This is a genomic window from Micromonospora sp. RTBAU3-60, from assembly GCF_054963695.1.
In genome coordinates, this window is sequence record NZ_JBUEGB010000081.1 from 1 (window position 1) to 26,513 (window position 26,513).

26 protein-coding genes and 1 riboswitch are annotated in these 26,513 nt (G+C 67.5%); of the genes, 15 read left to right on the forward strand and 11 right to left on the reverse strand.

Annotated features, from left to right (window positions below; genetic code table 11):
- The coding region (locus tag ACY34I_RS35660; RefSeq protein WP_462758890.1) for a helix-turn-helix domain-containing protein at nt 1-93 on the reverse strand (93 nt) is incomplete at its 3' end.
- Nucleotides 94-206: 113 nt separating this feature from the next.
- Between ACY34I_RS35660 and ACY34I_RS35665 the strand changes: the two genes are divergently transcribed.
- The 9 genes from ACY34I_RS35665 (at nt 207) to ACY34I_RS35705 (ending at nt 8,452) form a co-directional block, all read left to right on the forward strand.
- Nucleotides 207-1,436 (forward strand): SGNH/GDSL hydrolase family protein, encoded by a 1,230-nt coding sequence (locus tag ACY34I_RS35665; RefSeq protein WP_462759557.1) that lies wholly within the window; start codon nt 207-209, stop codon nt 1,434-1,436.
- A gap of 364 nt (nt 1,437-1,800) precedes the next feature.
- Entirely contained in the window at nt 1,801-2,817 is a 1,017-nt protein-coding gene (locus tag ACY34I_RS35670) for a LacI family DNA-binding transcriptional regulator (protein ID WP_462759558.1), read from the forward strand.
- On the forward strand, nt 2,814-3,809 hold the full coding sequence (locus tag ACY34I_RS35675) for a carbohydrate kinase family protein (protein WP_462759559.1): 996 nt from the start codon (nt 2,814-2,816) through the stop codon (nt 3,807-3,809). Before ACY34I_RS35670 ends, ACY34I_RS35675 begins: the two co-directional genes overlap by 4 nt.
- A gap of 13 nt (nt 3,810-3,822) precedes the next feature.
- Nucleotides 3,823-4,476 (forward strand): hypothetical protein, encoded by a 654-nt coding sequence (locus tag ACY34I_RS35680; protein WP_462759560.1) that lies wholly within the window; start codon nt 3,823-3,825, stop codon nt 4,474-4,476.
- The gene (locus ACY34I_RS35685) at nt 4,473-5,285 is read left to right on the forward strand and encodes an energy-coupling factor transporter transmembrane component T (protein ID WP_462759561.1); all 813 of its coding nucleotides are present in this window, start codon (nt 4,473-4,475) and stop codon (nt 5,283-5,285) included. The genes ACY34I_RS35680 and ACY34I_RS35685 overlap by 4 nt, the downstream gene beginning before the upstream one ends.
- Before the next feature lie 41 nt (nt 5,286-5,326).
- Nucleotides 5,327-6,151, forward strand: a complete 825-nt coding sequence (locus ACY34I_RS35690; RefSeq protein WP_462759562.1) for an energy-coupling factor ABC transporter ATP-binding protein — start codon at nt 5,327-5,329, stop codon at nt 6,149-6,151.
- Between the two features lie 34 nt (nt 6,152-6,185).
- Nucleotides 6,186-6,926: an energy-coupling factor ABC transporter ATP-binding protein gene (locus ACY34I_RS35695; protein ID WP_462759563.1), complete on the forward strand. Its 741-nt coding sequence runs from the start codon at nt 6,186-6,188 to the stop codon at nt 6,924-6,926.
- 46 nt (nt 6,927-6,972) lie between these two features.
- Complete coding sequence (locus ACY34I_RS35700) at nt 6,973-7,746, forward strand: BtpA/SgcQ family protein (RefSeq protein WP_462759564.1); 774 nt, start codon at nt 6,973-6,975, stop codon at nt 7,744-7,746.
- Nucleotides 7,739-8,452, forward strand: coding sequence for a M24 family metallopeptidase (locus ACY34I_RS35705; RefSeq protein WP_462759565.1), 714 nt, complete (start codon nt 7,739-7,741; stop codon nt 8,450-8,452). Before ACY34I_RS35700 ends, ACY34I_RS35705 begins: the two co-directional genes overlap by 8 nt.
- A gap of 92 nt (nt 8,453-8,544) precedes the next feature.
- Here ACY34I_RS35705 and alc read toward each other — a convergent pair whose 3' ends face one another.
- From alc to ACY34I_RS35735, 6 genes are all read right to left on the reverse strand, one after another.
- Nucleotides 8,545-9,516, reverse strand: a complete 972-nt coding sequence (alc, locus tag ACY34I_RS35710; RefSeq protein ID WP_462759566.1) for an allantoicase — start codon at nt 9,514-9,516, stop codon at nt 8,545-8,547.
- Nucleotides 9,513-10,832 (reverse strand): allantoinase AllB, encoded by a 1,320-nt coding sequence (allB, locus tag ACY34I_RS35715; RefSeq protein WP_462759581.1) that lies wholly within the window; start codon nt 10,830-10,832, stop codon nt 9,513-9,515. The genes alc and allB overlap by 4 nt, the downstream gene beginning before the upstream one ends.
- Nucleotides 10,832-12,019 carry a DUF6986 family protein gene (locus tag ACY34I_RS35720; RefSeq protein ID WP_462759567.1) on the reverse strand — a complete coding sequence of 396 codons (1,188 nt, stop codon included), beginning with the start codon at nt 12,017-12,019 and terminating at the stop codon, nt 10,832-10,834. The genes allB and ACY34I_RS35720 overlap by 1 nt, the downstream gene beginning before the upstream one ends.
- Nucleotides 12,016-13,611, reverse strand: a complete 1,596-nt coding sequence (aceB, locus tag ACY34I_RS35725; RefSeq protein ID WP_462759568.1) for a malate synthase A — start codon at nt 13,609-13,611, stop codon at nt 12,016-12,018. The genes ACY34I_RS35720 and aceB overlap by 4 nt, the downstream gene beginning before the upstream one ends.
- 54 nt (nt 13,612-13,665) lie before the next feature.
- The gene (locus tag ACY34I_RS35730) at nt 13,666-15,210 is read right to left on the reverse strand and encodes a chlorohydrolase family protein (RefSeq protein ID WP_462759569.1); all 1,545 of its coding nucleotides are present in this window, start codon (nt 15,208-15,210) and stop codon (nt 13,666-13,668) included.
- A gap of 77 nt (nt 15,211-15,287) precedes the next feature.
- Nucleotides 15,288-16,088, reverse strand: coding sequence for an aspartate/glutamate racemase family protein (locus ACY34I_RS35735; protein ID WP_462759570.1), 801 nt, complete (start codon nt 16,086-16,088; stop codon nt 15,288-15,290).
- Between the two features lie 155 nt (nt 16,089-16,243).
- Here ACY34I_RS35735 and ACY34I_RS35740 point away from each other — a divergent pair, with 155 nt between their 5' ends.
- Nucleotides 16,244-16,441: a hypothetical protein gene (locus ACY34I_RS35740; RefSeq protein WP_462759571.1), complete on the forward strand. Its 198-nt coding sequence runs from the start codon at nt 16,244-16,246 to the stop codon at nt 16,439-16,441.
- Here the strand turns inward: ACY34I_RS35740 and ACY34I_RS35745 are convergent.
- From ACY34I_RS35745 to ACY34I_RS35760, 4 genes are all read right to left on the reverse strand, one after another.
- Nucleotides 16,427-17,398, reverse strand: coding sequence for a carbohydrate ABC transporter permease (locus ACY34I_RS35745; protein ID WP_462759572.1), 972 nt, complete (start codon nt 17,396-17,398; stop codon nt 16,427-16,429). The two genes, ACY34I_RS35740 and ACY34I_RS35745, sit on opposite strands and share 15 nt — an antisense overlap.
- On the reverse strand, nt 17,388-18,320 hold the full coding sequence (locus tag ACY34I_RS35750) for a carbohydrate ABC transporter permease (protein WP_462759573.1): 933 nt from the start codon (nt 18,318-18,320) through the stop codon (nt 17,388-17,390). Before ACY34I_RS35750 ends, ACY34I_RS35745 begins: the two co-directional genes overlap by 11 nt.
- Nucleotides 18,317-19,774 carry an extracellular solute-binding protein gene (locus ACY34I_RS35755; protein WP_462759574.1) on the reverse strand — a complete coding sequence of 486 codons (1,458 nt, stop codon included), beginning with the start codon at nt 19,772-19,774 and terminating at the stop codon, nt 18,317-18,319. The genes ACY34I_RS35750 and ACY34I_RS35755 overlap by 4 nt, the downstream gene beginning before the upstream one ends.
- Nucleotides 19,775-19,938: 164 nt before the next feature.
- The gene (locus ACY34I_RS35760) at nt 19,939-21,051 is read right to left on the reverse strand and encodes a ring-opening amidohydrolase (RefSeq protein WP_462759575.1); all 1,113 of its coding nucleotides are present in this window, start codon (nt 21,049-21,051) and stop codon (nt 19,939-19,941) included.
- Between the two features lie 409 nt (nt 21,052-21,460).
- Between ACY34I_RS35760 and ACY34I_RS35765 the strand changes: the two genes are divergently transcribed.
- The 5 genes from ACY34I_RS35765 (at nt 21,461) to glyA (ending at nt 26,490) form a co-directional block, all read left to right on the forward strand.
- The gene (locus ACY34I_RS35765) at nt 21,461-22,138 is read left to right on the forward strand and encodes a FadR/GntR family transcriptional regulator (protein ID WP_462759576.1); all 678 of its coding nucleotides are present in this window, start codon (nt 21,461-21,463) and stop codon (nt 22,136-22,138) included.
- Nucleotides 22,139-22,199: 61 nt separating this feature from the next.
- The gene (locus tag ACY34I_RS35770; RefSeq protein ID WP_462759577.1) at nt 22,200-23,426 is read left to right on the forward strand and encodes an amidohydrolase; all 1,227 of its coding nucleotides are present in this window, start codon (nt 22,200-22,202) and stop codon (nt 23,424-23,426) included.
- A 29-nt stretch (nt 23,427-23,455) separates the two neighbouring features.
- Nucleotides 23,456-23,551, forward strand: a riboswitch (glycine riboswitch).
- A 146-nt stretch (nt 23,552-23,697) separates the two neighbouring features.
- Nucleotides 23,698-24,816, forward strand: coding sequence for a glycine cleavage system aminomethyltransferase GcvT (gene gcvT, locus ACY34I_RS35775; RefSeq protein WP_462759578.1), 1,119 nt, complete (start codon nt 23,698-23,700; stop codon nt 24,814-24,816).
- Nucleotides 24,817-24,842: 26 nt separating this feature from the next.
- Nucleotides 24,843-25,217: a glycine cleavage system protein GcvH gene (gcvH, locus tag ACY34I_RS35780; RefSeq protein WP_462759579.1), complete on the forward strand. Its 375-nt coding sequence runs from the start codon at nt 24,843-24,845 to the stop codon at nt 25,215-25,217.
- A 1-nt stretch (nt 25,218) separates the two neighbouring features.
- Nucleotides 25,219-26,490: a serine hydroxymethyltransferase gene (glyA, locus tag ACY34I_RS35785; RefSeq protein ID WP_462759580.1), complete on the forward strand. Its 1,272-nt coding sequence runs from the start codon at nt 25,219-25,221 to the stop codon at nt 26,488-26,490.
- The last annotated feature ends 23 nt before the right edge of the window (nt 26,491-26,513 follow it).

Sequence of the window (26,513 nt, forward strand, 5' to 3'; positions counted from 1 at the left end):
ACGCACACACCCGAACGTCCGGTTCAACTGTGCGGCCTGTTCAGGAGACGGGTAGAAGCGGTACTTGTACGCCCGCTTCACCACCCCACCCACGCCTCACAATTTACCGTCCAGATAAGACAATCAGCGGAAGGGAGGAAGCGGCGTGTCCTCCCGGCCCTGAACGACCGGGTTTCCACGCCGCAAATCCGATGAAGCAGCCACGCATGCCCTTCGTCACCACCGGGCTCGCCATCGCCACCGGCCTGGCAACGGTCACCGCCCTCGTCGGGCCAGTCGCCGCCGAGCCGAACTCCGAAGCCACTACACGGGCGACTTCGGTCACCACCGATCAGGTCGTCACCTGGGGCGCCAGCGCGGACCGGGTCGGCGGGTCGTTCACCGACCAGACAGTCCGCAACATCATCCATACCAGCATCGGTGGCAGCAACCTGCGCGTTTCACTGTCGAATGTGTTCGGTGACCGCATCGTGACCTTCGACTCCGTCTACGTCGGCGTTCAAAGCGAGGATGCCGGGGTCGTACCGGGCACCAACCGGCAAGTCACCTTCGCCGGCAGCAAGACGGTGACCGTTCCGAACGGCGCGGAGGTCCTCAGCGACCCGCTTCCAGGCGGCGTGCCCGGCGACACCAATCTCGCGGTCAGCATCCACGTCACGGGCACCAGCGGCAGCCTGACAGGGCACAACCTGGCCATGCAAACCAACTACGTCTCCGGGGCTGGTGATCACACCGCGGACACCGATGGCGCGGCATTTACCCAGCAAGCGACGCGCTGGTACTGGGTCGATGCGCTGGTCATCGACACGCCGCAGCAGGTCGACACGGTGGCCACGCTCGGCGACTCCATCACCGACGGCTACGGGTCCACCCGCGACGCCAACCACCGGTGGCCGGACTACCTCGCCGGTCGCATCGCGGAACAGCCCCCGGCGCACCAGTTCGGCGTCATGAACGAAGGCATCTCCGGCAACAGGGTTCTCACCGACGGCGCCGGGGTGAACGTCCAGGCCAGATTCGACCGAGACGTGCTTTCTCAGCCCGACGTACGCACCGTCATCCTCATGGAGGGCATCAACGACATCGGCGGCGGGGTCGCGACGTCGGCCGACCAGCTGATCTCGGCCTACCGGATCCTGATTGCCCGCGCCCACGCCCACCACACCTGCATCCTCGGCGCCACGCTGACCCCATTCGAGGGCGCCGGCTACTACAGCCCCGCCAAGGAAGTCATCCGCGAGCAGGTCAACACGTGGATCCGGACCAGCGGCGAGTTCGACCGGGTCATCGACTTTGACCAGGTCACTCGCGACCCCGCGAACCCCAGGCGGTTCCTGCCGGCCTACGACGTCGGCGACCACCTGCACCCCAGCGACGCCGGCTACCAGGCGATGGCCAACGCCGTCGACCTCAGCCAACTCGAGTGCAACCGATAGCAACCCCAGCCCCCTAACTCGGCGATTCTTCGCACCCCACCCCTGCCAGCGCTGAGGGAGACCGTCGTAGGGCCCGCGCCACGCCGGCGCGGGCCCTACGAAAAGCCCCTGGGCATGACTGCTCCACTCCCCCGCAATCTCGCGGCGGTCCGCGCAGATCAGCAGCGCTCACCGCCCGTCCTCGGCGGCGTTCGACCGGCCGGCCATGAGGGCGCGCGCCAAGTGGATCTTCCGATTCCCCGCGTAGTGCGGCGGGCCACCCATTTTTGATCGGGCCGGGGACTATTGCCCTCCACCAGCTCAGGGACTAGCCTTCCGCCAAAGCGCTTTGCCAAAGCGCTTTGGCAACCGAAAGGACCTTGAGTTGGCTTCGATCGCGGAGGTGGCGGCGCGCGCAGGGGTTAGCCCCACGACGGTGTCGCACGCACTGAGCGGCAAGCGGCGAGTCAGTCCCGCCGTCAAGGAACGCGTCGCCGCGGCCATGGCTGAGCTCGGTTATGTGCCGAGTCGCTCGGCGCAGAGCCTTGCCCTGGGTGTGACGCGCGTGATCGCCCTAGTGGTCCCGGACATTTCGATCGGCTACTTCGCCGAGCTGGCTCGAGGTGTCGAGGCCGCGGCGGTGCGACGTGGGTACAACGTCATCCTGTGCACCACCGGATTCGACTCGGCCAACGAGCTGCACTACCTCCAGATGGTCCACTCGCGCGCCGTCGACGGGATCGTGTACGCGGCAGGCGCGCCTCCAACGGACCAGGAGCTGTCGGATCTGCTCGGCGCGATGCCTCTGGTCTTCGTCGACGAAGAGATCGAGGGAACCAGGCTCAAGTCCGTGATCTCGGACAACGAGGCGGGTGGCCGGCTGGCAGCCGAGCACCTCCTCGGGCTGGGGCACCGCAATGTCCTCATCCTCGGCGCCGAGGGAGAGCCGTTCTCGAGCTCACGCCGTATCGCGGCGTTTCAGCGGCGGTGGGAGGACGGTGGCGGCACCGTGGCCGCTACGGCATGGGGACGGTTCACGGAATCCAGCGGCGCGCTCGCCGTGGCGCCCCACGTCGCGTCGTTCCGGGCCGGTGACGTCACCGCGGTGTTCGCGATCAACGACTTGATGGCGATCGGCGCGTTGTATGAGCTGAGGCGGGCCGGTGTGCGGGTGCCGGAAGACATTTCGGTCGTCGGCTTCGACGACGTCATGGCGGCACAGTACTGCTTCCCGTCGCTGACGACCGTGCGGCAGGACGTCCCCGCCCTTGGACAGGTCTCCACGGACGCCCTGATCGACGCTCTGGAAGGCGTGGCGGAGCTTGATGGCGAGCAGCTCAAGCTGCCCGTCGGGCTTGTGGTGCGGGACTCGACCGGCCCGGTAAAGGTGGGCCGGCGATGAGTATGCCCATTCGTGGCTGGCAGGCCCGCCGCGCGCGGCAGGAGGACGGGCGCTATGCGGTGTTCTTCGGTGACGTCGCCATGGACGAGTATTTCCGGGCACCACACTTCCCGGTCGCCGGTGACAAGATCATTGTCCGTCCCCTTGAACCACAGTTCGGCGGGATGGTCGCCAACTCGGCGGCGATCTTCGCCAACTACGGCGTGCCCACTTCCTTCATGTCCCAGCTCAACCCGGGCGAGCTGACCCAGCGGTTGCTCTCTCAGCTGGAGAAGGTGGGGCTCGACACCCGATTCGTCATCCTTGACGAGGAAGTGCCCGACTCGCGGTGCGTCATCCTGCTGGCGGACGACCAGCACATCGTCCTGATCCCCACCCTGGGCATCACGCACACCGAGATCACGCCAGCGGCGTTCGAACACATGGCCGGAGCTGCGTACCTGGTCACGACGGTGACCGATGCGACCCCGTTCCGGATGGGAGAGCGGGGGGCCGGCGAGGTCCTCGCCGGTGTCCGCGCAGGCGGAACGAAGATCGTCATGGACCTCGACGTCTACAACCTCGAGAACCATCCGTCGCCCCTGATCGACCACTGCGACATCATCTTCATGAACGCGATCGGCTACCAGCGGTTCTCCGGCTGTGGTCAAAGCATTCAAGCGCTGCTCGACCGCGGCGCCCTCGCGGTCATCGTCACCAACGACAGTGACGGATGCCGGGTCTTCACCGACGGCGACCAGTTCAGCGTCGCCGGCCACCGGGTTGATGTCGTCGACGTGACCGGCGCGGGGGACACCTTCACGAGTTCCTTCCTCTACTCCTACCTGGTTTCGGATGACCTCCGGTACGCAGCGGAGTTCGCCAATGCCGCGGCAGCCCTGTCCGTCGGAAAGGTCGGGGCTCGCGGAGGAATGCTCGACGAGGCGACAGTCCTCGACTTCATGGCTCGCAGCGGCCGCCTTTCATCAGTCCACCAACCCTCCCCCACCTGACAGAGGAGTCCTCGTGTCGACGCAGTCATTGATCTCCCGCTACGGGCGGCTGACCATCTTCATGATTCCCATCGGAATCGCGATCAACTTCGTGGGCGGACAGCTTGCGCTCCTGTTGAAGCTGCCCGTCTACCTCGACAGCATCGGCACGATCCTGGTGGGAGCGCTGTGCGGCGGCATCCCCGGAGCGCTTGTCGGCCTCGTCTCCAACGGAATCAACTCCATCACGTCTCCGCCGACCCTCGCCTTCGGCGTTCTCAATGTCATGTTCGGCCTGCTGGCCGGGTGGCTCGGGCGACGGGGCGTCTTCACCGTGCTGTGGAAGACTGTGGCGAGCGCGATCCCCTTCGCGCTCATCGGAGGCTTTCTCGGGGCACTCATCACCCTGTGGGTCTTCGGCGGCCTGGCCGTAGGCGGCGGAGCCCTCGTGGTCGGCGCGCTCATGGCCGCCGGACTGGACGTCACGACGGCAAACTTCGTGGCCCAGGTGCCGATGGACTTCCTCGACAAGGTGCCCACGGTGCTGGCGGTCTACGTGGTCCTGAGGGGCATCCCTCGGCGCATCTTCGCCAAGCTGCCGCTCGGCGAGGTGTACCTGCGAGCCAAGGGAGTCACACCAGCGCCGATCCTTACCGCCTCGCGGCCGACTCCCGGCGGTCCGTTGTGAACGCGCTGTCACCGACAGGCACCAGCGCCACCTCGGGCGGGACCTTTGACGGCGTGGTGTCGCACGGCAACTGGATTCGGGACATGCACCCCTTGAACGTGGCCGTGGTGCTGGCGTCCATCAGTCTGCTGGCCCTGGTGACACCCCGTCCCGTCGGCCTCGTGTCCGGGTGCGCGGCATTTCTCGGTGTCGCCGTGGCCGCCGGCGTGGGCGGTTCCTTCGCCAAGCTTTACGCAAAGCTCCTGGTGGGTGTGGGCCTGGTGCTCTTCGTGCTCCGCGCCGCGTTCGTCCACGGCAACCACGTGCTCTTCGAGCTGGGACCGCTGGCCCCGACCTGGGAGGGAGCCCGTGAGGGCCTGAACTTCGCCCTGGCGGTCATGGTGCTGTGCGGGGCGCTGACGCTGTACTTCGCCCTCGTCCCGATGAAGACGTTGATGCTGGCCCTGGAGTTGAAGGGAATGCCGCCGCAGGCGACCTACATCCTGCTCGCGTCCTTCCAGGCCATCACCGATCTGGGCCGAAGCGCTCGCACCGTGATGGACGCGCAGAAGTCCCGGGGCATCGAAACCGAGGGAAACCTCTGGGTGCGCGCCAGGGCATTCGTTCCCATCCTGGCACCGGTGTTCATCACGGCCCTCAACCAGACGGAGGAACGCGCCATCGCGCTCGACGCACGCGCCTTCAACTCGGGCATCCCCCATACCCACGTCCTCCAGTTGAGGCCGGCTCCCGCTTGGGAGCGAGCCGCGACGGCGCTCGCGGCCGCCGGATGTCTCGCAACGATTGGAGCACTACTCCTGTGGACCTAGCGACCCTGCGTGACGTTACCTTCACATACGCGTATGCCGAGGTGCCGGCCCTCGACGGCGTCACCCTGCAGCTTCAGCGTGGCCAGCTCTACGGGGTCGTCGGGATCAACGGCAGCGGGAAGAGCACCTTGTGCAGCCTGTTGCGCGGCCTCATTCCGCACTTCCACCAGGGCGCACTCGAGGGAAAGGTGGAGATTCTCGGCAAAGACCTGGGCGAGTGGGATGCCGCAGAGCTCTCCAGGACCATTGGGTGCGTCTTCGACAACCCCTTCACCCAGATCAGCGGCATCAAGGACACCGTTTTCGAGGAGATCGCCTTCGGCCTCGAGAACCTGGGCATCAGCCGCAGCGAGATGCTCGCCCGCGTCACATCTGTCAGTGAGCAGATGGGTATCACCGCACTCCTGCGGAAGAACCCCAACGAGCTGTCGGGCGGGCAGCGCCAGAAGGTGGCCTTCGCGTCGATCATCGCCATGGACTCCGAGGTGCTCGTCATCGACGAGCCGACGTCCCAGCTGGATCCGCAGTCATCGCAAGCAGTCTTCGAGATCATCGCCGATCTGAAGGCCCGCGGGAAGTCCATCGTGCTCGTCGAGCACAAGATGGACCTGATGGCTCAGTTCGCCGACCGGCTCGTCGTGATGCGTTCCGGACAGGTCATCGCCGAAGGCCTCGCAGCACAGGTGCTCGCCTCCCCCGCGATGGACGCCGCGGACGTACCACGCCCCGAGGTGACCGACCTCGCCTTCGCCCTGGAGGCGGCCGGTAAGGGTCTGGGAAGCATTCCGGTGACACGTCGGGAAGCGGAGGCGGCGATCGCCGCAAGGATGAGAGGTAGCCGGGTCCATGCCGATCGCATTGCATGACGTCCACTACGCGTACCCGGACGGCACCCCGGCGGTGCAGGGTGTCGACCTCACCGTCGAGCGGGGAGAACGGCTGGCCATCGTCGGCCAGAACGGCGCCGGCAAGACCACCACCGTCAAACTCATGAACGGCCTGCTCAGGCCGACTCGGGGCACCGTCACCGTAGACGGACTGTCGACGGCGACCAGGACGACGGCTCAGGTCGCCAGGCAGGTCGGCTACGTCTTCCAGAATCCCGACGACCAGGTCTTCGCCGGCGATGTCGAGGCCGAGCTCAAGTTGATGCCGCGGTACCTACGCTGGGACGCCGCCCGCACCGCCGAGCGGGTGGCGCGAGCGGTCGAGCTGACCGGGATCGGTCGCTACGTCGGCAGCAATCCCAACGATCTGCCCTTCCCGGTCAAGAAGTTCGTGGCCATCGCCGCCATCTTGGTAGGAACCTGCGACTACGTGATCCTCGACGAACCGACGGCGGGACTCGACCGGCCAGGGACGCGGCAGCTGGCGACGATGCTGGACCGGCTGCAGGACGACGGCATCGCGGTCGTGACCATCACGCACGACATGCGCTTCGTCGCCGACGCTTTCCCCCGCGTCGTGGCCATGGCCGACGGCACCGTCATCGCCGATGGATCCGCCGCTGACGTGTTCGCCGACGACGACGTGCTGATTCGTTCGCAGCTTCAGCGCCTCGAAGTGGCCCAGCTCGCCCGCAACCTCAATTTGACCGACCGGGCCACCCGAATCGCCGACGTGCTGCCCCTGATCCCCTGACCACCCCAACGACCAGGCGGTACACGCCTTGCAAGGAGATGCCCGTATGTCACAGCGCACCTTCCTCGACGAGTTCGACAGCCAGATCCCCGTCCTCGCCATGCTCCACCTGACCGGCGACACACCAGCACAGAAGCTGGAGCTCGCCAAGCAAGAGATCGACGTCTTGTGGTCCGAGGGCGTAGACGCAGTAATCGTCGAGAACTACTTCGGCGACGTCGACGACGTGGCGAGCGTGTGCGGCTACCTCACCGACTCCGCACCTGAGATCCGCTTCGGGATCAACATCCTGCGCCAGGACTGGACGGCGTTCGAGATGGCGCGTGAGTTCCGCGCGCTCTTCATCCAGATGGACTCGGTGGCCGGGCACCTGGCCCCGGGCGATGACCCGGCCTTCGCGTCGCGCCTCAACGACGAGCGGGCGAAGACGGCAAGCCACCTGCTCGGAGGCGTCCGGTTCAAGTACCAGCCGTACCTGTCCGGCCGATCCCTCGGGGAGGACCTCACCCTGGCCAGGGGGCGATGTGACGCAGTTGTCGTGACCGGCGACGGCACCGGGATGGAGACCCCGCCGGGGAAGATCGAGGAGTTCCGGCGTCTCCTCGACGGCGACTTCCCCCTCGTCGTCGGGGCCGGTGTCACGCCGGCGAACTGCAAAACCCAACTTGCCCACGCGGACGCGGTCATCGTCGGGAGCTACCTCAAGGACACGTACACCGACACCGGCCACGTCGACCGCAGCCACGTCCGCGAGTTCGTCCGTGCCATCCGGGACGTGCAACCCCGGCGTTCGCTGACCCGGGTGGCGAACGATGCCTGACCGCGTCAACCCAGCAACGCCGGCCAGCGGCGCGCGGGGACGGGGTCTCCCCGACGACCCCCCTGACGAGCTGGTCGGAGCCCAACTGCTGGCCATCCGGGCGGCCGAGGCCGTCATCGCGTCCGTGCGGCCGGGCGAGTCGGAGGCGGTCGTCCACGCCCGCGCGGGAGAGATCCTCCGCGACCTGGGCGCCACCGGTGTCTGGAGCCCCACCACCGTGGGCTTCGGCGCCGGGACGCTCAGCTGCTTTCCCACCGACACCCCGGGCGACCGGGTCCTGTGGAATCTCGACCTCGGTATCATCGACGTCCATCCGATCACGCCGAGCGGTGGGTGGGGGGACTGCACGCGCACGTTGCAGCACGGCGCGAATCCCGCCCAGCGAGCAGCACTCCAGGCGGTGGAGAAGATCCACTCGGCGGTGTTGGCCGCCGCCACCCCGGGCATGCGTGCCTGCGACCTCTTCGAGGTGTTCCGACAGGAGCTCGCCCGGACGCCCTATGTCCTGTTGGATCGCCTGTCTAACATCGGCCACTCACTCGGCGCCGGCACCTCGTACGACGACGGTTATATCGACGAGTGGAACACGACCGTGATGCGGGGGGCGTGGGCCGTCGAGCCCTTCATCGGCAACCACCTCTACGGGGTCAAGCGGGAGGACGTGATCTGGTTCGGCAACACCAATTGTCAGGTGATCTCCCTCTGACAGCCCGACTCTGATCAGCCGCAGTCCGTGACCCGGCGCTGCTACCACGACGCGCTCGATCCGCGGCTGTCCTTCCTGCCCCTACCGGGATATCAGTTCCGGAGCAGAAGCTCGAGAACCTCCGGATCGATCTCGCCATGCACTCTTAGTCTGGCTACCCCACCGTCCGGAATGACGTCGAGTCGGACCTGGCTGACAGCCGTCGTCTCCTCGATGACGAAGAAGTGGCGTGTGTCCGGCTGCAACCGGGTCCGGGGCACGAGGACAACGTCGTCGTCGCCGGTGAGGCTGGCCCAGCCGGGAGCGTTGCCGACGAAGTACGACGTGTCGATCTCCACCCTGCGCACCCTCCCCCTTGCGGCAAGGCGGACGGTGACGTGTTCGTTGCCGGCGTCGCGGCGGCGTGCGTTCTCCCAGCCGTCGCCCATGATCCGAGCGCGGCCGGGCAGCAGCAGGTTGTTCGGCGATGAGTAGAACGCGTTCGAGCAGTCGATCACCTGGCCACCGTTCTCCAACGCCGCGAGGTCGATCGTGCCGGCCAACAGTCGTGGGTCGGGTCGGGGCATGCCGTGGACCCGGAACCGGGCGACGCCGCCGTCCGGGTAGATCGAGAGCCGCACATGGGTGTAGCGACGTTCGTCGGCGATCTCGAAGAAGTTGTCCACGTCACCACGGAGCTCTGACTTTGCGACGAGTGTCGTCCAGTCCGCCTTCTCGAGCTCCTCTGGTGACGGGTAGCCGCCGATACTCGCGCCCTCGACGGAGGCGTACGGGGGGTAGTTGCCCGTGAACCACGACGTGTCGATCACGACTCCGTACAGGATGCCGGGCACGCCGAGCCGAATGATCGCGAAGTCGTGGCCAGGCTCACGGCGCCGCCGGGTCTCCCACCCGTCGTACACCTTGCCCTTGTGGCCGAACGCCTCTGCGGAGAAGACGGCGGGCTCCGGCTTGATGAGGTTCTCGCGCTCGGCGAAGAGCTCGTCGTTGGCGTACACCACGCTCCCCGCGAGGACCCGCGAGGCAAGGTCCGGGTAAATCGTGAACGAAGGTCGCTTCGTCATGCTGTTCCTCTCGTCAGAAACCGGCCCTGTGGCTCAGCGCCAAGGTCGATGCGTTCGCCACGCAACCAGGTGCTGCGGACCACGCCGACCAGTTCACGCCCGTCGTACGGGGTGACCGCGTTCTTGTGGTGAAGCCGCGCCACCTCGACGGTGAAGGGCTGCTCCGGGGCGACGACGCAGAAGTCAGCGTCGTTGCCGACTTCGATGCCGCCTTTGTGTCGCATCCCGGCCATGCGCGCCGGGGTGTGTGCCATCCACCGGACGACGTCCGTGAGGTCGAGCCCTCGTGCCCTGGCCTCGGTCCACACGATGGAGAGACCGAGTTGGAGTGAGGAAATGCCGCCCCAGGCGGCGTCGAAGTCGCCGGAGCCCATCGACTTGAGCTCAGCCGTCGACGGGGAATGGTCCGAGACGACGAGGTCGATCACTCCGTCCCGCAGTGCCTGCCATAGTGCGTCCCGGTTCGCGCCCTCGCGGATGGGCGGGCAGCATTTGAACTGCGTGGCGCCGTCCGCGATGTGTTCGGCGTCGAACGACAGGTAGTGCGGGCAGGTCTCGACCGTGACACGAACGCCGTCCGCGCGGGCCTGCCGCAGCAGTGGCACCGCGTCGGAGCTGGACAGATGCAGGATGTGCACCCGGCAGCCAGTCGCCTGCGACAGGGCCAGCACCTCGGCGATGGCGTGGTCCTCCGCGGACCGGGGGCGGGACGCGAGGAAGTCGGCGTACTTCCGGCTCGCCGGGGCCGGCGCGATCCGGTCGGCGGCCTCGGCATGCACGACGAGCAGGCCGTCGTACGGGGCGAGCTCGCGCATGACCTGCTCGACCTCGACGAGCCGAAGGTGCGGGAATTCCGCGACGCCGGAGTCGACCAGGAAACACTTGAACCCGTACACCCCCTCGTCATGCAGCCGGCGGAGGTCTGGGAGGTTTCCGGGCACGGCCCCGCCCCAGAAGCCGACGTCGACGAAGCACTGTCCCGCCGCGGCCTTGCGTTTGAGCTCGAGGGCCACCACGTCGATGGTCGGAGGGATGCTGTTCAGCGGCATGTCGACGATGGTCGTCACTCCACCGGCGGCTGCCGCCCGGGTCGCGCTGGCAAATCCCTCCCACTCCGTCCGCCCCGGTTCGTTGACGTGCACGTGCGTGTCCACGAGACCGGGCAGCAGCACCTCGTCGGTGCCGAGCCGCACCACGCGGGGCGCCTCGAGATCCGACTCGACCGCGGCGATCACGCCGTCCTTCACCCCGACGTCGACGGTGCGCTCACCGTCGGGCGTGACGACGCGCGCGGCCTTGAACACCGTGTCCAGCATCAGCGCCACGGCAGTCCTCCTTCGCGTCGGGCGAGCCGGTGCAGAACGCTGCGGTCGATGCCGAGTTCGGCCTCATCCGTCGCCCCGCACTCCACTCCGCGTAGGAGGAAGCCAGCCAGGGCCGCGGCGGTCGCCGGCTCGTCGAGGTAGGCCGTCTGCTCGCCGTACACGTAGGCCCGCGCCCGCTCGGCAGCCGTGGTCAACCCCTGACGGAAGAAGGCGTACGTGGCGAGATACCGGCTCGGCAACTGCGCGGGATGCAGGTCCCAACCCTGGTAGAAGCCGCGTTCGAGCGACCGCCGCACCAGTCGGGCGTGCGCCCGCCACGCCTGCTCCGCGTGGTCACCGACCGGCAGCATGTTGGTCGAGCCGTCGGAGACGACGACGCCCGTCCCGGCGGCGACCGCCTGCATCACCGCCTTCGCGTGGTCGGCCACCGGGTGCTCCATGCTCTGGTACGCCGCGGCGATGCCGCAGGCGGCCGAGTAGTCGTACGTGCCGTAGTGGAGCCCGGTGCATCGGCCTTGCGACGCGTGCACCATCCGAGCCAGCAGGACGCTGCCATCGGCACCGACGATGGCCTGCGGGGTCTCGACCTGGAGCTCGAAGCGGAGACGCCCGGCTCCGTATTCGTGCTCCAGCCGGGCGCAGGCGAACACCATCGCTTCCACCTGGTCGACCGAGGTGACCTTCGGGACCGTCACCACGAACCCGCCGCCGACATCCCCGATCTCGGCGAGAAACAGGTCGAGCGTACGCAGGCCACGCGCCCGGGTCGCCGCCTCGAACGCCTTGACCCGGATCCCGTAGAAGGGCGGCCGTGCACCGGAGCGTAACGCCCTGGCCGCATCGCGTACGGCTTGATCCTCCTCTTCGTCGGACCGGATGCCGTAGCCGTCCTCGAAGTCGATGCGCAGGTCCTCGATCGGCTCCGCGGCGAGCTTGGCGCGCACACGTTCGCGCACCTCATCGTCCGCCGAGAGCGCGTCGGCGCACTCGTCGAGCACCGCCAGCGCCTCCCGGCCGAACGACTCGACCGTGCCGGCACCGAACTTGTCGGCGGGCACGTACAGCGTGTGCACCGGTTGCCGCACCCCGCGCTCGCCGGGGTAGTGCGCTGCGAGCTCGGCGTCGGCCTTGGCGAGCCGGGCGTCGAGCTCGCGGTTCAGTCGGTCGAGGAGAGTCACCGGGCGACAACCGCGTCGTAGGCCGGCAGCGTCAGGAAGTCTACGTACTCCTCGCTCAACGCGACGTCCTCGAAGATGTCGCGGGCCAGTTGGAACGGGCGCTCGTCGAAGCCGTCGCCGACCTGAGCACGGAGGTTCGCCATCTCGGTGTCGACCACCTCACGCACGAGCTGCGCGGTGACCACCGCGCCGTCGTCGAGCTTCGAGGCGTTGTGCACCCACTGCCAGACCTGCGAACGCGAGATCTCCGCGGTCGCGGCGTCCTCCATGAGGTTGTGGATGCCGACGGCGCCGCTGCCCCGCAGCCAGGACTCGAGGTAGAGGATCGCGACCTCGACGTTCGCGTGCAGACCGCGACGGGTGATCGAGCCGGGTGTCGAGGCGACGTCAAGGAGGTCCTCGGCGCTCACCTGCACGTCGTCGCGCTGCCTGCCGACCTGGTTGGGTTCGCCACCGAGCACGTGGTCGAACGCCTCGACGCAGAGCGGGACCAGGTCCGGGTGGGCGACCCAGGAACCGTCGAACCCCTGGCCGGCTTCCCGGTTCTTGTCGGCCTTGACCTGCTCGAACGCGCGCACGTTGACCTGCTCGTCCCGACGGCTCGGGATGAAGGCGGACATGCCGCCCATCGCGAAGGCGCCCCGCTTGTGGCAGGTCTTCACCAGCAGCTCGGCGTACGCCTTCATGAACGGCGCGGTCATCGCAACCGCGGCCCGGTCGGGAAGCACGAACCGGGGGCCCGAGTCGCGGAAGTACTTGATCACGCTGAACAGGTAGTCCCAGCGGCCGGCGTTGAGCCCCGACGCATGGTCCCGCAGCTCGTAGAGGATCTCCTCCATCTCGAACGCTGCCGGGATGGTCTCGATCAGCACCGTGGCGCGAATGCTGCCGTACGGGACGCCAAGCCGGTCCTGCGCGAAGGTGAACACCTCGTTCCACAGCCTCGCCTCGCGGTGGCTCTCCATCTTCGGCAGGTAGAAGTACGGCCCGCTGCCGCGTTCGAGCAGCTCCTTGGCGTTGTGGAAGAAGTACAGGCCGAAGTCGACGAAGGCACCCGCGACCGGCTCGCCGTCGACGAGCACGTGCTTCTCATCGAGGTGCCAACCGCGCGGTCGCATCACGATGGTCGCCAGCCGCTGGTCCTCCCGGAGCCGGTAGACCTTCCCGTCGGTTGAGGTGAAGCTGATGTTCCTGCGGACCGCGTCGTAGAGGTTCACCTGCCCGCCGATGACGTTGCTCCAGTGCGGCGTGCTTGCGTCCTCCAGGTCCGCGAGCCACACCCGAGCCCCAGCGTTGAGGGCGTTGATGGTCATCTTCCGGTCGGTCGGACCGGTGATCTCGACGCGCCGGTCGCGCAGGTCCTCGGGGGCCGGGGCGACCTGCCACTCCGCGGCCCGGATGTGGGCGGTGTCGGCAAGGAAGTCCAGCTTGCCGGTGCGGGCCACCTCCGCCCGGCGAATACGCCGAGCGTCGAGCAGCTCGACGCGGCGTGCGCCGAACCGGCGGTGCAGCTCCGCCACGAACTGCAGCGCAGCCGGAACGAGGATCCTGCTACCGCCCTCGACAACACTTCCGGTCACTTCGATCGACATAACTCCACCTTCTCTGCCTTGGTCTGGGTACCGGTGACGGCGGCCTTCGTCGGACTAGCGCTCGGCATGGCCTGCCTCGGCAGCCCGTTCGCGCGTGGATTCCGGGCGGTGGCTCAGGTCGGCGTGTGCTCCGGGTGCGGGGTGCCGCCGGAAGACGGGTGGGAACAGCTCGCCGGTGCTGCGGCGGGAGAAGTCGCGCTCCGAGTAGGCCGCTCGCATGCGGGCGAAGAGTCGCTGGGCTCGGCCCCTCATCTGGGCGAGGTCGAATCCCGGAAGTTCGCCGTCCCGGACCACCGTGCGTCCGGCCACCACGGTCATGGCGATGTCGCGCGGAGAGCCGGACATCAGGAAGGTACGCAACGGGTCGTCGAGGACGCCGAGGCGGAAGTCGGTCAGCCGAAGCACGACCAGGTCCGCCTGCGCACCGGGAGCGAGGCGGCCGAGATCCTCGCGCCCCAGTGCCTTCGCCCCGTTGAGAGTCGCGGCCCGGAAATACGCCGCCACGTCGCCGGCGTCGAGGCGGCCGTCGAGCACCTTGTTGAGGTTGGACCCCACGTCCATGGCGCGGAACAGGTCCGGCGGAAAGCTGTCGCTGCCGAGGGTGACGTTGACTCCGGCCCGGCGGAACCGGTCGAAGGTGTCCAGCACGGTGCCGTAACGCAACGAGGTCGAGGGGCAGTGCACGATCGACGCCTCGGCGCGGGCGAGCGCGTCGAGTTCGCTGTCCGAAGGCGAGGATCGCGTTCCGTTGCCCGCGCCGTAGGTCGCGTGCGGGACGAGCAGGCGGCAGTCGAGGAGACCGGTGCGTTCGAGGATCTCCATCGGCGTCGCGTCGTACCAGCGGCGGAGCAGTTCGAGTTCGACAAGGCCCTGCATCGAGTGCAGCCGCACCGGCACGTCGTGTTCGCGAGCGAGCTTGGCGGTGGCCTCGAGCAGTTCCAGGGTCATGGTCTCGACCCGGCACGGCAGCAGCACCCCGGTGACCAGGCCGTCCACCGACGACGCGGCGTACTCCAGGAAGCGCTCGGCGTGCCGCAGGCCGGCAAGCCCCTGCTGGTCGTCCCAGAGGACGTCGCGTCCGCCGTCGTCGCGTACGACGTTGACGCCGGAGCGGTAGCTGGGCCCGACGTAGGTACGGATGCCGAGAGCCCGTGCCGCCTCCGCGATACCGATGGCGTCCTCGCAGGTCTCCGCCCAGGAGCTGTGGACCTCTGACGCGATCGGCATGCAGGTCGTGACCCCGTGCAGCAGGAGCTGGGCGAGCGCGTAGCGGCGGATGAAGTTCCGTTCCTCTTGGTCGAACACGTCGCGCCGGCGGTGCCGGAAATAGTCCTCGGACCACTGAAGTCCCCGGCCGGTGTCCGGTGACGCCCAGGAGTCGAGGAGCGCGTGGTCGATGTCGGAGACCGCGTCGAGGTCGATGAGTCCTGGTATCACCAGGGCCTCCCCCATCTCGATCGTGCTGTCCGCCTCGCCTTCCCAGCGCGGACCGACGTACCGGATCTGGGCGCCGTCGTACACGACCGAGGCGTCCTCGATCAGGACGTGATCACCCGCGGAGTAGCCGAGCACGTACCGGGCGTGCACCGCCGTTGTCATCTGATCCTCTTTCCCGGCCATCGTCGGCCTCTGGTCATTGCATTGCGGGGACTCGGCGCCGTAGCGACGGTGGGCAGTCAGGCGAGCTTCACGTCGAGCGCGCCGGCCGCCAGCGCTACTGGGGGACCCCAACCGGGGCGGGCCTTGGGGCGCGGCATGGCGTACGTCGAGATCTTGCTGGTTCGGAGCCCGAGTCGGACCAGACCTTCCGCGAACAGCATCGCCGCGGCCACCGGGTCGACCACGGGGATGCCCAGTTCCTCCTCGATGGAGGTCGCGCGACCGGCGAAGCCCGCGCAGCCGAGCAACAGCGCTTCGGCACCGGCCTCGATCAACTGCCGGCCGCGCTCCACGACGGCCCGGCGCGTCCGGTCCTCATCAGCGTGTACCTCGAGGACGGGAAGTCCCGTCCCCAGCACGCCGACGCAGTGTTCCGCCACGCCCGCCGCCCGCAGGCTGTCCTTGATCTGCACGATCGACCGGCTCAGGGTTGTCACGACGCCGTACCTGGGCGCCAGCATCAACGCCACATGAGCCGCGGCGTCGGTGATGTCCACGACCGGCACTTCCAGGAGTTCGCGGGCGGCCTCCCGGCCGTGCTCGCCGAAGCCGGCGAGGATCACCGCGTCCGTTTCATCGGGCCAGGTGGCGAGCCGTTCGAGCATGGCGGTGGCCGCGATGAAGCTGTCCAGGTATCCCTCGGCGGAAGCCACCCCCCACTCGGGCGAGATGGCGGTGACGACCGTGCCCGGGCTGGCGGCGGATCTGGCCGACTCCGCGATGGCCGCTGTCATCGACTCGGTCACGTTGCAGTTGAGGACCAGTACCCGGATCGGGTGCGGCACGCCGTCGGTGCCGGCGGGGGTGTGCTGGGTCATCGAGCCGGACCTCGCTGACGGCGCGGTCGGGTGTCAGTGGGGGCCGTGGTCATGTCGTTCTCCTTGTTGCTGATGGCTCTGTCAGTGCGCAGAGCCGCATGGCTGGTCGGGCGGCGGCCCCCAAGCCGGCGATCGCGGATGGTGGCGGCGTCCGCATGAGCCTGACCACCGGCCCGATGGGCGCCGTCTACGCCGTCACCAACCTCACCGCCGACCAGGTCAGCCCGGCCGAACTGGGCTGCCCGGCGGCATGGGCACTGGGTCATCGAGGTCATGCAGTTCTGCCGGCGGCAATAGACCGGCTGCGGCATCTGCGGATGCGCCCAAGAATGGCAGTGCTATCTACCGCTTGAACTCACCATTCCTTTTACGTAGTAGCGCTGCAGAACGATGGACAGCGCCACAACGGGTATGGTCAGCACTGTTGCTGCGGCGAACACCTCACCGTACAAAGGGGTGTTCGCTGCGGTGGCGAAGTTCGCCATGCCGACCTGCGCCACCTGCTTGGCCGGGTCCTGCATCGCGACAAGCGGCCAGAAGAACGAACTCCAGGACCAGATGAATTGCAGCAGCGCCAAGGTGGCGAGCGCGGGCTTCACGCCGGGCAGTCCGATACTCAGGAACATACGTGCCTCGGATGCTCCGTCCATCTCGGCAGCTTCGAAGATCGAACGGGGAACCTCTCGGAAGGCCTGGCGCATCAGCAGAATCCCGAAGGGGTTGCAGATGAACGGCAGGAACAGCCCCAAATAGGTCGACACGAGACCCAGGCTCTTGACGACGTCGTACAGCGGGACGATCAGCGCCTCCGCCGGCAGGAACGCGGGGATCATGCAGAAGGCGAAGAGCGCGCGCCGGAAGCGAAATTCCTTCAGCACGAACGCATAGCCGGCAAGGCTGCACACAACCATTGAACCCAGGATCTGACCGGCGGACACGATGGCGGTGTTGATCAGATTCCACTCGAATCCAAACGCGCCGAAGATGCTGCGGAAGTTGTCGACTGTGGGTTGGGAGGGAAGAAACGACTTCCAGGACAAGGGGTAGGTCTCGGAAAGGAACGCCTCCGTCGACTTGAAGGCCGTCAACGTCATCCACAGGATCGGAAAGGCGAAGGTCAGCCCGACGATCACCATTCCGCAGGCGACCAGGATGCGGCCGGGCCGGATCCGACGCGATCTGCTCGCCCGCGGCAAGTCACCGTCCGTCAATGGCAGCGCCGGATCTGCCCCGGCCGGCCTCCCAATTTTCCGGCGCCCACTGCTCGAGCCACGTTCGATGCTGTCGATTGGGGCAGCGTTATGCGTCATATCGACGTCCTAGAAGCTTGAACTGAACTGCGATGATGGCCCCCAGGAAGAGGAGCATGAATATCGCCGCAGCCGACCCTACGCCGCGTGAGTTGAACTGGAACGCCTGCTCGTACGAATAGAACACGAGATTCCGTGTTGCACCGTCGGGCCCGCCCTGAGTCATGAGGACGATCGGCACGAAGATTCGTGTCGACTGCAGCGTCGCCATGAACAAGACCACGGTCCCGCTTCCGCGAAGCAGCGGGAGGGTGACACTCCGGAACTGGCGGAATGCACTCGCGCCATCGATCGACGCGGCTTCGTAGTAGTCCTTGGGGATCGCTTGCAGACCGGTCAAGAAGATCAGCGTTGGAATGCCGATGTTCTTCCAGCTTGACATCAGCACCACTGACACGAGAGCTTGGCTTCCGCTGTTGAGGAAGTCCTGCGGAGGCACACCGAACACACTGAGCAGTCCGTTGAACAGGCCCTGATCCGGGTTGTACAGCTGAGCCCACACGATCGCTGCGACCGTCTCCGACGCGGCCAGCGTCGCGATGACCGATATTCGCACAAATCGCGTTCCCGGCAGATGCTGATCGATGAAGACGGCCAACGCCAGGCTCACCGGTATCTCGATCAGCATTGAGCTCATGACGTACAGAACAGTGTTCTTCAGCGCGGACTGGAAGTCTTCACTGCTGAACATCCGGCTGTAGTTGTCCAAGCCGGCGAACCCGACCGCCTCGTGGGTAAATGGATCGAACGCCTGCAGACTGTGCACGGCTGCGACGATCACCGGGTAGTACTGAAATAGTGCGATCCCCACGATGGCAGGGAGGATCATGAGGAGAGCGGCGCTTCCCCGGTGCGCCTTCCCACTACGCCAGGTCGCGCGCCGGGGCGCCGCCACCCGACCCTTGGTGGCCGTCGTGATCACCGCTGATACTTCTTCAGCTGGTCGTCGATGTGCTTCGCGGTTTCGCTCAGGGTCTTCTCCGGATCGGCACCGAGCGCGATGTCCTTCACCGCTGGGTTGATCGCCGCGTAGTATTCGTTCCAGCCGACCGTCCGCGGGGCGCCGGTGCAGTTCTCCGCGACCTTGAGGGCGAGTTGTTCGTCGGGCTTCCGATACTCCTCGAGCTTCTCGACCAGAGAGCGTCGCGTGATGAAGGCTCCTCGCGACCGGAAGTACGGGGCCTGGCACGCGTCGGTACACAGGTAAGCCAACAGTGCGGCAGCCTCGTTCGGATGCTTGCTCTTCGCCCAGACGAACGGGGCGTCGCCGCTGTTGCACCCGAACAGCGTGTTCCCTCGGGGGTCCAAGGTCACCCCGACGTCGAACGGGCTTGCGCCACCTGGCTTGTCGCGGTTGAGAATCTGCCTGATGGAGTTCATCGACATGGCTGCCTGCGCGCCTTGGAACTGCGAAGGAATAGCAGATTTGGGCGTCAGGCCTTCGCTGAAGAGCCGCTGATAGTTGCGCATGCCTTGGACAGCCTCGTCCGTGTCGAGGTAGCCACTTACAGTGAGACCGTCATCGCTCACACCTTGCCAGGTCTTGTACAGCGATGATCCCTTTTCGGCACTACGGTCGCCCATGTTTCGGACCCAGATGCTCTCGTACTGGGTGTAATTCGAGCCAGGTCCGCCGTTGCCCAAGATCGACGACTCCAGGGCCCACGTCGCGGTGTCACCCTTCTTGCGGAGGTTGTGGGTGAGGGCGTTCATCGTTTCAAACATTTCCTCGACGGTCCATCCCTTGTCGAGACTGTCGACCTCGGGCGGCGTCGGAACTCCAGCGCGTTTGAAGATCTCGCGGTTGAAGAGGACCATGGGGAGGTAGCCTTCCCATGGCATCAAGAAGAGCTTTCCGCCGCTCGATCCAGCCTCCCGCATGGGAGTGAACAGGTCGGAGAGGAACTCTTTCGTGAGGTAGTCCGTGAGGTTCAGCGCCTGGCCCGACCGCGACATGTACTCGGTGAAGTCGAGGCGCGACATCATGATGTCGGGTGCACCACCGGACTGCGTGTAGATTTGAATCTTCTGCGGCAGGTTGCCGTAGGGAATGAGTTCCTCTTCGATCTTGATGTTCGGGTACGCCTTGGTGAACCTCGCGTAGTGCGAGGTGAACAGGGCGTTCACCTCGTCGCTGTAACTCTGCCGGAGAAAGCGGAGCACGACCGGCTTGTCGGTCAGCTCGGGTCCCTGGTAGCCACCGAGGTCGATGCGGTAACCCCCAGGTCCCGGACCGGTGGGGACCGGCTGCTGTCCATCCAGGGGTCGGGCGCCTCCGCTACAGCCGGCAAGGCCGTTGAAAGCGGCGAGGGATGCAAGCCCAGCCGCGCCACGAACAAAGTTGCGCCTGGTGATTCCACTTGCGAAGTTGTCCATGTCGGTTCTCCGGTTTTTCGAGTTGGAATATGGCCTACCGTCGTGCGGTGCCGAAAATGGAATGGTTCGGTCATGGGCCGGGTGCCGCTAGCGCGGTGACATATACCTGGCGGTGATGCGCAGGTGCCGCCTCGGTCGTTGGCGTCGACGGGGTGGACGGTCGGTCAGTTCCCGTGGTCGACGACGACGCCCACGGTTCCCCCACCGGGAGGTCCCTGATGGACGGCGCCGGATGAGATGTACAGGACCGTGTCCTGCAGAGCCGCGGCGAACATTCCGCCCACGGCTGCCTTGAGTTCGTTCATGTACTGCGGATTTTCGGCGTTGTGAACCTGCCGTCGTCCGCGCAGCCGCGCGTCGATGGGCGTACCGATCTTCACGTAGACTGCCACGATTCGTTGCCGCTGGTCGGGTGCCAACGGTGTGCCGTCAACCGGCAGGCCCGCCGCGCGCAAGGCTCGATGGAGCGAGTCGATGTCCAGCATGTCGGTCATCACCGATCGACCCACCCGCAATCGACCGCCGGCCGCCGTTGTGTTCCCCAGGAGGACGACTTGCGTTTCTCGGTGTTCACGTCCCGACGACGAGGAGACCCGATCGGTCCAAAGGTCCAGGTTCGTGCCGATGTCGCCGTCGGCAGGCAACGCGAGGTTGTCGACCGCGACGGCGACTCCCAAAGCCGCGGCGCCGCTGGTTTTCGGAGTAGCCAGGCGCGGCTCGAAGGGCGAGATTTCGTGCCCACGTTGCTGCGCTTCTTCGATGTCCTCCGGCTGGAGCCCACGGCTCTTCGTGAGCACGTACTCGGCGTCCGACGGGTCGATACCGGCGTCACGAGCAGCGGCTCGGACAGCGTCGGCGACGTGTTCGACCATCGCGGGGTGACCGACCCATTCGGGCCGGATGGGTGCCGACTGTGCAGTGCCGATGGCTAGTCTCGGCTCAGGTCCGACGGGTCCGTCCCAGGCACGTCTGGCATAGACCACCATGTGCGGTGCGAGGATGCCGACACCTCCGCTGGAGAAAACCATGGGAATGCGGGCGATTCGGTCGGCACCTAGAGTGCTGTTCTCCTCGAGGAACCGGCGGACTGCGGCAATCGCCGCGGCTCGACTGTTCTCACCGGGTGTGTTCCCTTCCGTCTTACCGGTGATCGCGCAGATCTCGTCAGGACGCAGCCGGCCGTCCGTGACGAGTTGTACGAGTGCGGTGGTGTCCGACTCGTGCTCCAACGGCACCGGGAAGGCCTCGACGGCCGTCGGTTGCGGGTTCTGGTGCACTTCTCCTCCATCGGACTGGTGGCCTGATCAGCTCGGATCCTGTGCTCGTCACTGAGTCGGGTCCGAGCAAAATTCCTATGAAGATCTGATGTCTTAGGTGCACGAGGCGTCGGGGGCAAGAAGCAGGTTCAGTTCGAGTTGGCTCAGCGCGGCGTCAGGGACGCCGACCAGTCGCCACCATCGATACCCTGCGTCGGTCCGCACATCGCAGCGAGACTCGGCCGGGTGCTCGCGTCCGAGCCCCGGACGGGGATCGCAGCACCGCCGGTTCGACGAGGGACGATGCGCGGGTGGGTCGTCATGGGATATGGTTATCAGACGTCTGATGTTTCGGGTAGGGGTAGCGGTGAATTTTCCACGGAGCGGGTCCGCAGACACGCCGGTCAACACCAGGCGGAAGGAAAGACAGGTGCCCAGGGTCAGCCGCGTCTCCGCGGTGGAGGCGGCGATCGAGGAGATCCGCGCACAGATCCGTGAAGGGCACTGGGTCCCTGGTGACCGACTGCCCTCCGAAGCGGAGCTGACCGAGATCCTGGGGATCAGCCGCGCCCCGCTGCGCGAGGCCATCCGAGCGCTCGTCCACGCCGGTCTGCTGTCGGTACGCCAGGGCGACGGCACCTACGTCGTCGCCGTGGACGAGTCGGCCGTAGCGTTCAGCCGCAAGCTCAAGGACAGCAAGACCCGCGACGTGCTCGAAGTGCGGCGCGGGCTGGACGCGACCGCGGTTCACCTGGCCGCGACACGACGCACCGACGACGACCTCACCGCGATGGAGACGACGCTGCGGCGCCGCCGCGAGGCCGCGTCGACGGGAGACCAGGCCACGTTCGTCGACGCTGACGTGGCGTTCCACCTGGCCGTGGCGCAGGCCGCCCACAACGCCCTGCTCCTCGGGCTCTACGAGGGACTCTCGATGTCCATCCGCGAGTCCCTGAACACGATCGAGTCCCTGCAGCACGCCGTCGGCGACGGCGGTGACGACCACGAAGCGCTCTTCGACGCGATCAAGTCCGGAGACGAGGCGCGAGCCGTCGACATCGCGCTGTCGATAATCGCCAGCCAGGAGCAGCAGTGCGCACTCAAGTGACCGGGCCGTCCAAGGCGGAGGCGGTCCAGCCCCGCTGCCGCCACAGCCGCGAGGAGGAACGTTGACGACCGCCATGTTGATCAAGAACGTACGCCCCTGGGCGGGCGGACCATGCGACATCGTCGTCGAGGACGGCCGGATCGCCAAGGTGCTGCCGGCCGGCAACGCGACGCCGGACGCGGACGGCAGCGTCGTCGACGGACGCGGCCACATCGCCCTGCCCTCGTTCACCGACACGCACGCCCACCTGGACTCCACCCGCCTGGGTCTGCCGTTCCGCCCACACACTGCGGGCCCGGGATTGGAGGGGCTGATCGAGAACGACCGGGCGAACTGGCGTTCGGCGGAGGCCAGCGTCAGCGAGCGGGCGATCTACACGCTCGGCCGGACCATCGCGTCGGGCGCCACGACGGTACGCAGCCACGCCCAGGTCGACACGCTGTCCGGCCTCGACCGTCTCGAGGGGGTGCTCGCCGCCCGTGCGGCCCACCGAGCCAGGGCCGCGGTCCAGGTCGTGGCCTTCCCGCAGGCCGGCATCATCCGTGACCGGGGTACCGCCGACCTGCTCGCCGCCGCGCTGTCCAGCGGCGCGGACCTGGTGGGCGGGATCGACCCGTGCAGCCTGGACCGGGATCCCGTCGAGCACCTCGACACCGTCTTCGGGTTGGCCGAACGCCATCAGGTCGGCGTTGACCTCCACCTGCACGAGCTCGGCGAACTCGGCGCATTCACGCTCGACCTCATCTTCGAACGGGTACGCGCCCTCGCCATGCACGGCAGGGTCACCGTCTCGCACGCGTTCCCGCTCGCCACCGTGGCCCCGGACCGCGTCGAGGCGATCGCCGGTCAGCTGGCCGAGCTCGACATCGCCCTGACCACGATCGCACCGGGCGGTCAGCGCACGCTTCCGCTCGACCTGCTGGCGCGTCACGGGGTAAGGGTCGGCCTCGGTCAGGACGGCATGCGGGACTACTGGTCCCCGTTCGGCGACGGTGACATGCTCGGTCGTACCTGGCAGCTCGCGTTCGTCAGCCAGCTACGTCGGGACGACCTCATCGAACGCTGCGTCGCGCTCGCCACCGTCGGTGGCCGCGCCATCGTCGAGGGCTGTGGCGGGGCCGCGTGGACGGCGAGCTCGGACGAACCCCGTGGGCTCGCGCCGGGCGACTCCGCCGACCTCGTCCTGCTCCCCGGCGAGACGGTGACCAGCGCGGTGATGGACCGGCCGTCCGGCCGCATCGTCGTGCACCGGGGCCGGGTTGTCGCCGAGGACGGCGTTCTGGTCTGATGGCACACACAACTGAACATCGCGCCGCTTGAACCGGAGCGGGAGAGACTCGGCCACAACCCGGACCGAGCGCCGAAGGAGCAACTCTCCCCAGAATCTCTCAGGCCCTGTACCGCTCCGGTGAGGCAACTCTGGAAAGCCAGGACGCGGATGTCCTGCACCCACGGTGCAAACCGTCTGATCGACGGTGAAGCTCTCAGGTACCGATGACAGAGCGGGGAGGTCGCCCACCGGTGCCGTTCGCGGCACCCGAGCCAAGGGAGCCTCCCGAATGAACCCCTCCGGCCACTCGTGGCGCCGCACGCCCCTGCACGACGTGCACGCGGCGCTCGGTGCCAGCTTCACCGGCTTCGCCGGCTGGTCGATGCCGATCCGCTACTCCTCCGAGATCGCCGAGCACAAGGCGGTGCGCTCGACCGCCGGACTGTTCGACCTGTGCCACATGGGCGAGTTGGAACTCACCGGCCGGGAAGCCGGCGCGGCGCTCGACTTCGCACTGGTCGGGCGTCCGTCGCAGATCGGCGTCGGCCGGGCCCGGTACTCGATGATCTGCGCCGAGGACGGTGGGATCCTGGACGACCTCGTGGTCTACCGGCTGGCCGAGGAGCGGTTCCTCGTCGTCGCCAACGCCGCCAACGTGCTCGTCGTACGCGACGCGCTGAACGAACGCGTGTCGGGGTTCGACGCCGAGGTGCGCGACGCGTCCGACGACTGGGCGCTGATCGCGGTCCAGGGACCCGCCTCGGCGGAGATCGTCAGCCAGCTGACCGACCTCGACGTGTCGGCCCTGAGGTACTACGCCATCGACGAGGCCGTCCTCGCCGGCGTCGCGGTCCTGCTGGCCCGGACCGGATACACCGGTGAGGACGGCTTCGAGGTCTACTGCCGCCCCGAGGACGCCGCGGCGGTCTGGGCCGCCCTCACCGAGGCCGGCGAGCAGCACGGCCTTGTCCCGGCCGGCCTGGCGTGCCGCGACACCTTGCGGCTGGAGGCGGGCATGCCGCTCTACGGCCAGGAGCTGAGCCGGGACGTGACGCCGTTCGAGGCGGGGCTCGACCGCGTCGTCGCCTTCGACAAGGACGGCGGTTTCGTCGGGGAGGCCGCCCTCGCCGCGCGCCGTGTCGCAGGGGCACGGCGGACGCTCGTCGGGTTGGTGTCCGCCGGCCGCCGCTCCCCGCGGGCCGGATACCCCGTGCTCGACCCCTCGACCGGTGCGCAAATCGGCCGGGTGACCAGCGGCGCCCCATCGCCCACGCTCAACCGCCCGATCGCCATGGCCTACGTCCCCGTCGGCCACGACGAGCCGGGCACCAGGCTCGCCGTCGACCTCCGCGGCGCCGCTGAAGACGTCGAGGTCGTCGCTCTCCCCTTCTACCGCCGCAACCGGTGACCGCGCCAACCTCCCAGGAGCACGAGATGAACGTTCCCGCCCAGCTGAAGTTCACCGCCGAGCACGAGTGGCTCGACATCGAAGGAGACCTCGCCACCGTCGGCATCACCGCCTTCGCCGCCGAGGCTCTCGGCGACGTCGTCTACGTCGACCTGCCCGCCGTCGGCAGCAGTGTCGCCGCAGGCGAGGCCTGCGGCGAAATCGAGTCGACGAAGTCGGTCAGCGAACTCTACGCCCCCGCCGACGGCGACGTGGTGGAGGTAAACCAGGCGGTCGTCGACGACCCCGGCCTGCTCAACCTGGACCCGTTCGGGGCGGGCTGGCTGTTCCGGATGCGCGTCACGAACTCCCCCGCCCTGCTCGACGCCGCCGCCTACGAGTCGCTGACCGGAGGCGAGTGAGATGAGTATTTGCGACCGGCCGCTGGCCGATCTCGACCCCGAGGTCCACCACGCCATCCGGGCCGAACTCGCCCGCCAACAGCACACCCTGGAACTGATCGCGAGTGAGAACTTCGCACCCGTCGCGGTCCTGCAGGCCCAGGGGTCGGTGCTGACCAACAAGTACGCCGAGGGGTACCCCGGACGGCGCTACTACGGCGGCTGCGAGCACGTCGACGTCGTGGAGCAGCTCGCGATCGACCGCGCGAAGGCGCTGTTCGGTGCCGCGTACGCCAACGTGCAGCCGCACTCCGGTGCCCAGGCGAACGCCGCGGCGATGTCCGCGCTGCTCGAGCCGGGCGACACGATCCTGGGCCTGGACCTGGCGCACGGCGGTCACCTCACCCACGGCATGCGGCTCAACTACAGCGGCAAGCTGTACGAGGCCATGGCGTACCACGTGCGCGAGTCGGACTTCCGGGTCGACATGGCCGAGGTGGAGCGGCTCGCGCTGGAGCACCGGCCGAAGTTGATCGTGGCCGGCTGGTCGGCGTACCCGCTGCACCTGGACTTCGCGGAGTTCCGGCGGATCGCGGACCTGGTCGGCGCCCGGCTGATGGTGGACATGGCGCACTTCGCCGGGTTGGTCGCCGCGGGCCTGCACCCGGACCCGGTGCCGTACGCGGACGTCGTCACCACCACCACGCACAAGACTCTCGGGGGTCCCCGCGGTGGCATCATCCTGACCAACCGTGGCGACCTGGCGAAGAAGATCAACTCGGCGGTGTTCCCCGGCCAGCAGGGCGGGCCGCTGGAGCACGTCATCGCGGCCAAGGCCGTGGCGTTCAAGCTGGCCGCCTCGGCGGAGTTCCGCGAGCGGCAGCGGCGGACGCTGGACGGTGCTCGTACGCTGGCCGGTCGGCTGCTGGCCGACGACGTCCAGGCGGCGGGGATCACCGTGCTGACCGGCGGCACCCAGGTGCATCTCGTCCTGGTCGACCTGCGCCACTCTGAGCTGGACGGACAGCAGGCCGAGGACCGGTTGCACTCGATCGGCATCACCGTGAACCGCAACGCCGTACCGTTCGATCCGCGGCCGCCCATGGTCTCCTCCGGCCTGCGCATCGGCACCCCGGCGCTGGCCACCCGCGGCTTCGGCACCGCGGAGTTCCGGGAGGTCGCCGACATCATCGCGACCGCGCTCATCAGCGGGCCGGCCGAGGACGCCGTCACGGAGCTGCGTGACCGGGTGGCCAACCTCGCCGCGAAGTTCCCGCTGTATGAGGGGCTGTGACTTGACATCCTCCCGGCCCTGAT

What these genes read in the sequence shown, in the direction of transcription:
- glyA (WP_462759580.1), top strand. Translation starts at nt 25,219, where the DNA reads ATGAGTATTTGCGACCGGCCGCTGGCCGATCTCGACCCCGAGGTCCAC.
- ACY34I_RS35665 (WP_462759557.1), top strand. Translation starts at nt 207, where the DNA reads ATGCCCTTCGTCACCACCGGGCTCGCCATCGCCACCGGCCTGGCAACG.
- gcvH (WP_462759579.1), top strand. Translation starts at nt 24,843, where the DNA reads ATGAACGTTCCCGCCCAGCTGAAGTTCACCGCCGAGCACGAGTGGCTC.
- allB (WP_462759581.1), bottom strand. Translation starts at nt 10,832, where the DNA reads ATGCTGGACACGGTGTTCAAGGCCGCGCGCGTCGTCACGCCCGACGGT.
- ACY34I_RS35740 (WP_462759571.1), top strand. Translation starts at nt 16,244, where the DNA reads ATGAGCCTGACCACCGGCCCGATGGGCGCCGTCTACGCCGTCACCAAC.
- ACY34I_RS35735 (WP_462759570.1), bottom strand. Translation starts at nt 16,088, where the DNA reads ATGACCCAGCACACCCCCGCCGGCACCGACGGCGTGCCGCACCCGATC.
- ACY34I_RS35705 (WP_462759565.1), top strand. Translation starts at nt 7,739, where the DNA reads ATGCCTGACCGCGTCAACCCAGCAACGCCGGCCAGCGGCGCGCGGGGA.
- ACY34I_RS35700 (WP_462759564.1), top strand. Translation starts at nt 6,973, where the DNA reads ATGTCACAGCGCACCTTCCTCGACGAGTTCGACAGCCAGATCCCCGTC.
- alc (WP_462759566.1), bottom strand. Translation starts at nt 9,516, where the DNA reads ATGACGAAGCGACCTTCGTTCACGATTTACCCGGACCTTGCCTCGCGG.
- ACY34I_RS35745 (WP_462759572.1), bottom strand. Translation starts at nt 17,398, where the DNA reads ATGACGCATAACGCTGCCCCAATCGACAGCATCGAACGTGGCTCGAGC.
- ACY34I_RS35730 (WP_462759569.1), bottom strand. Translation starts at nt 15,210, where the DNA reads ATGACAACGGCGGTGCACGCCCGGTACGTGCTCGGCTACTCCGCGGGT.
- aceB (WP_462759568.1), bottom strand. Translation starts at nt 13,611, where the DNA reads ATGTCGATCGAAGTGACCGGAAGTGTTGTCGAGGGCGGTAGCAGGATC.
- ACY34I_RS35675 (WP_462759559.1), top strand. Translation starts at nt 2,814, where the DNA reads ATGAGTATGCCCATTCGTGGCTGGCAGGCCCGCCGCGCGCGGCAGGAG.
- gcvT (WP_462759578.1), top strand. Translation starts at nt 23,698, where the DNA reads ATGAACCCCTCCGGCCACTCGTGGCGCCGCACGCCCCTGCACGACGTG.
- ACY34I_RS35755 (WP_462759574.1), bottom strand. Translation starts at nt 19,774, where the DNA reads ATGGACAACTTCGCAAGTGGAATCACCAGGCGCAACTTTGTTCGTGGC.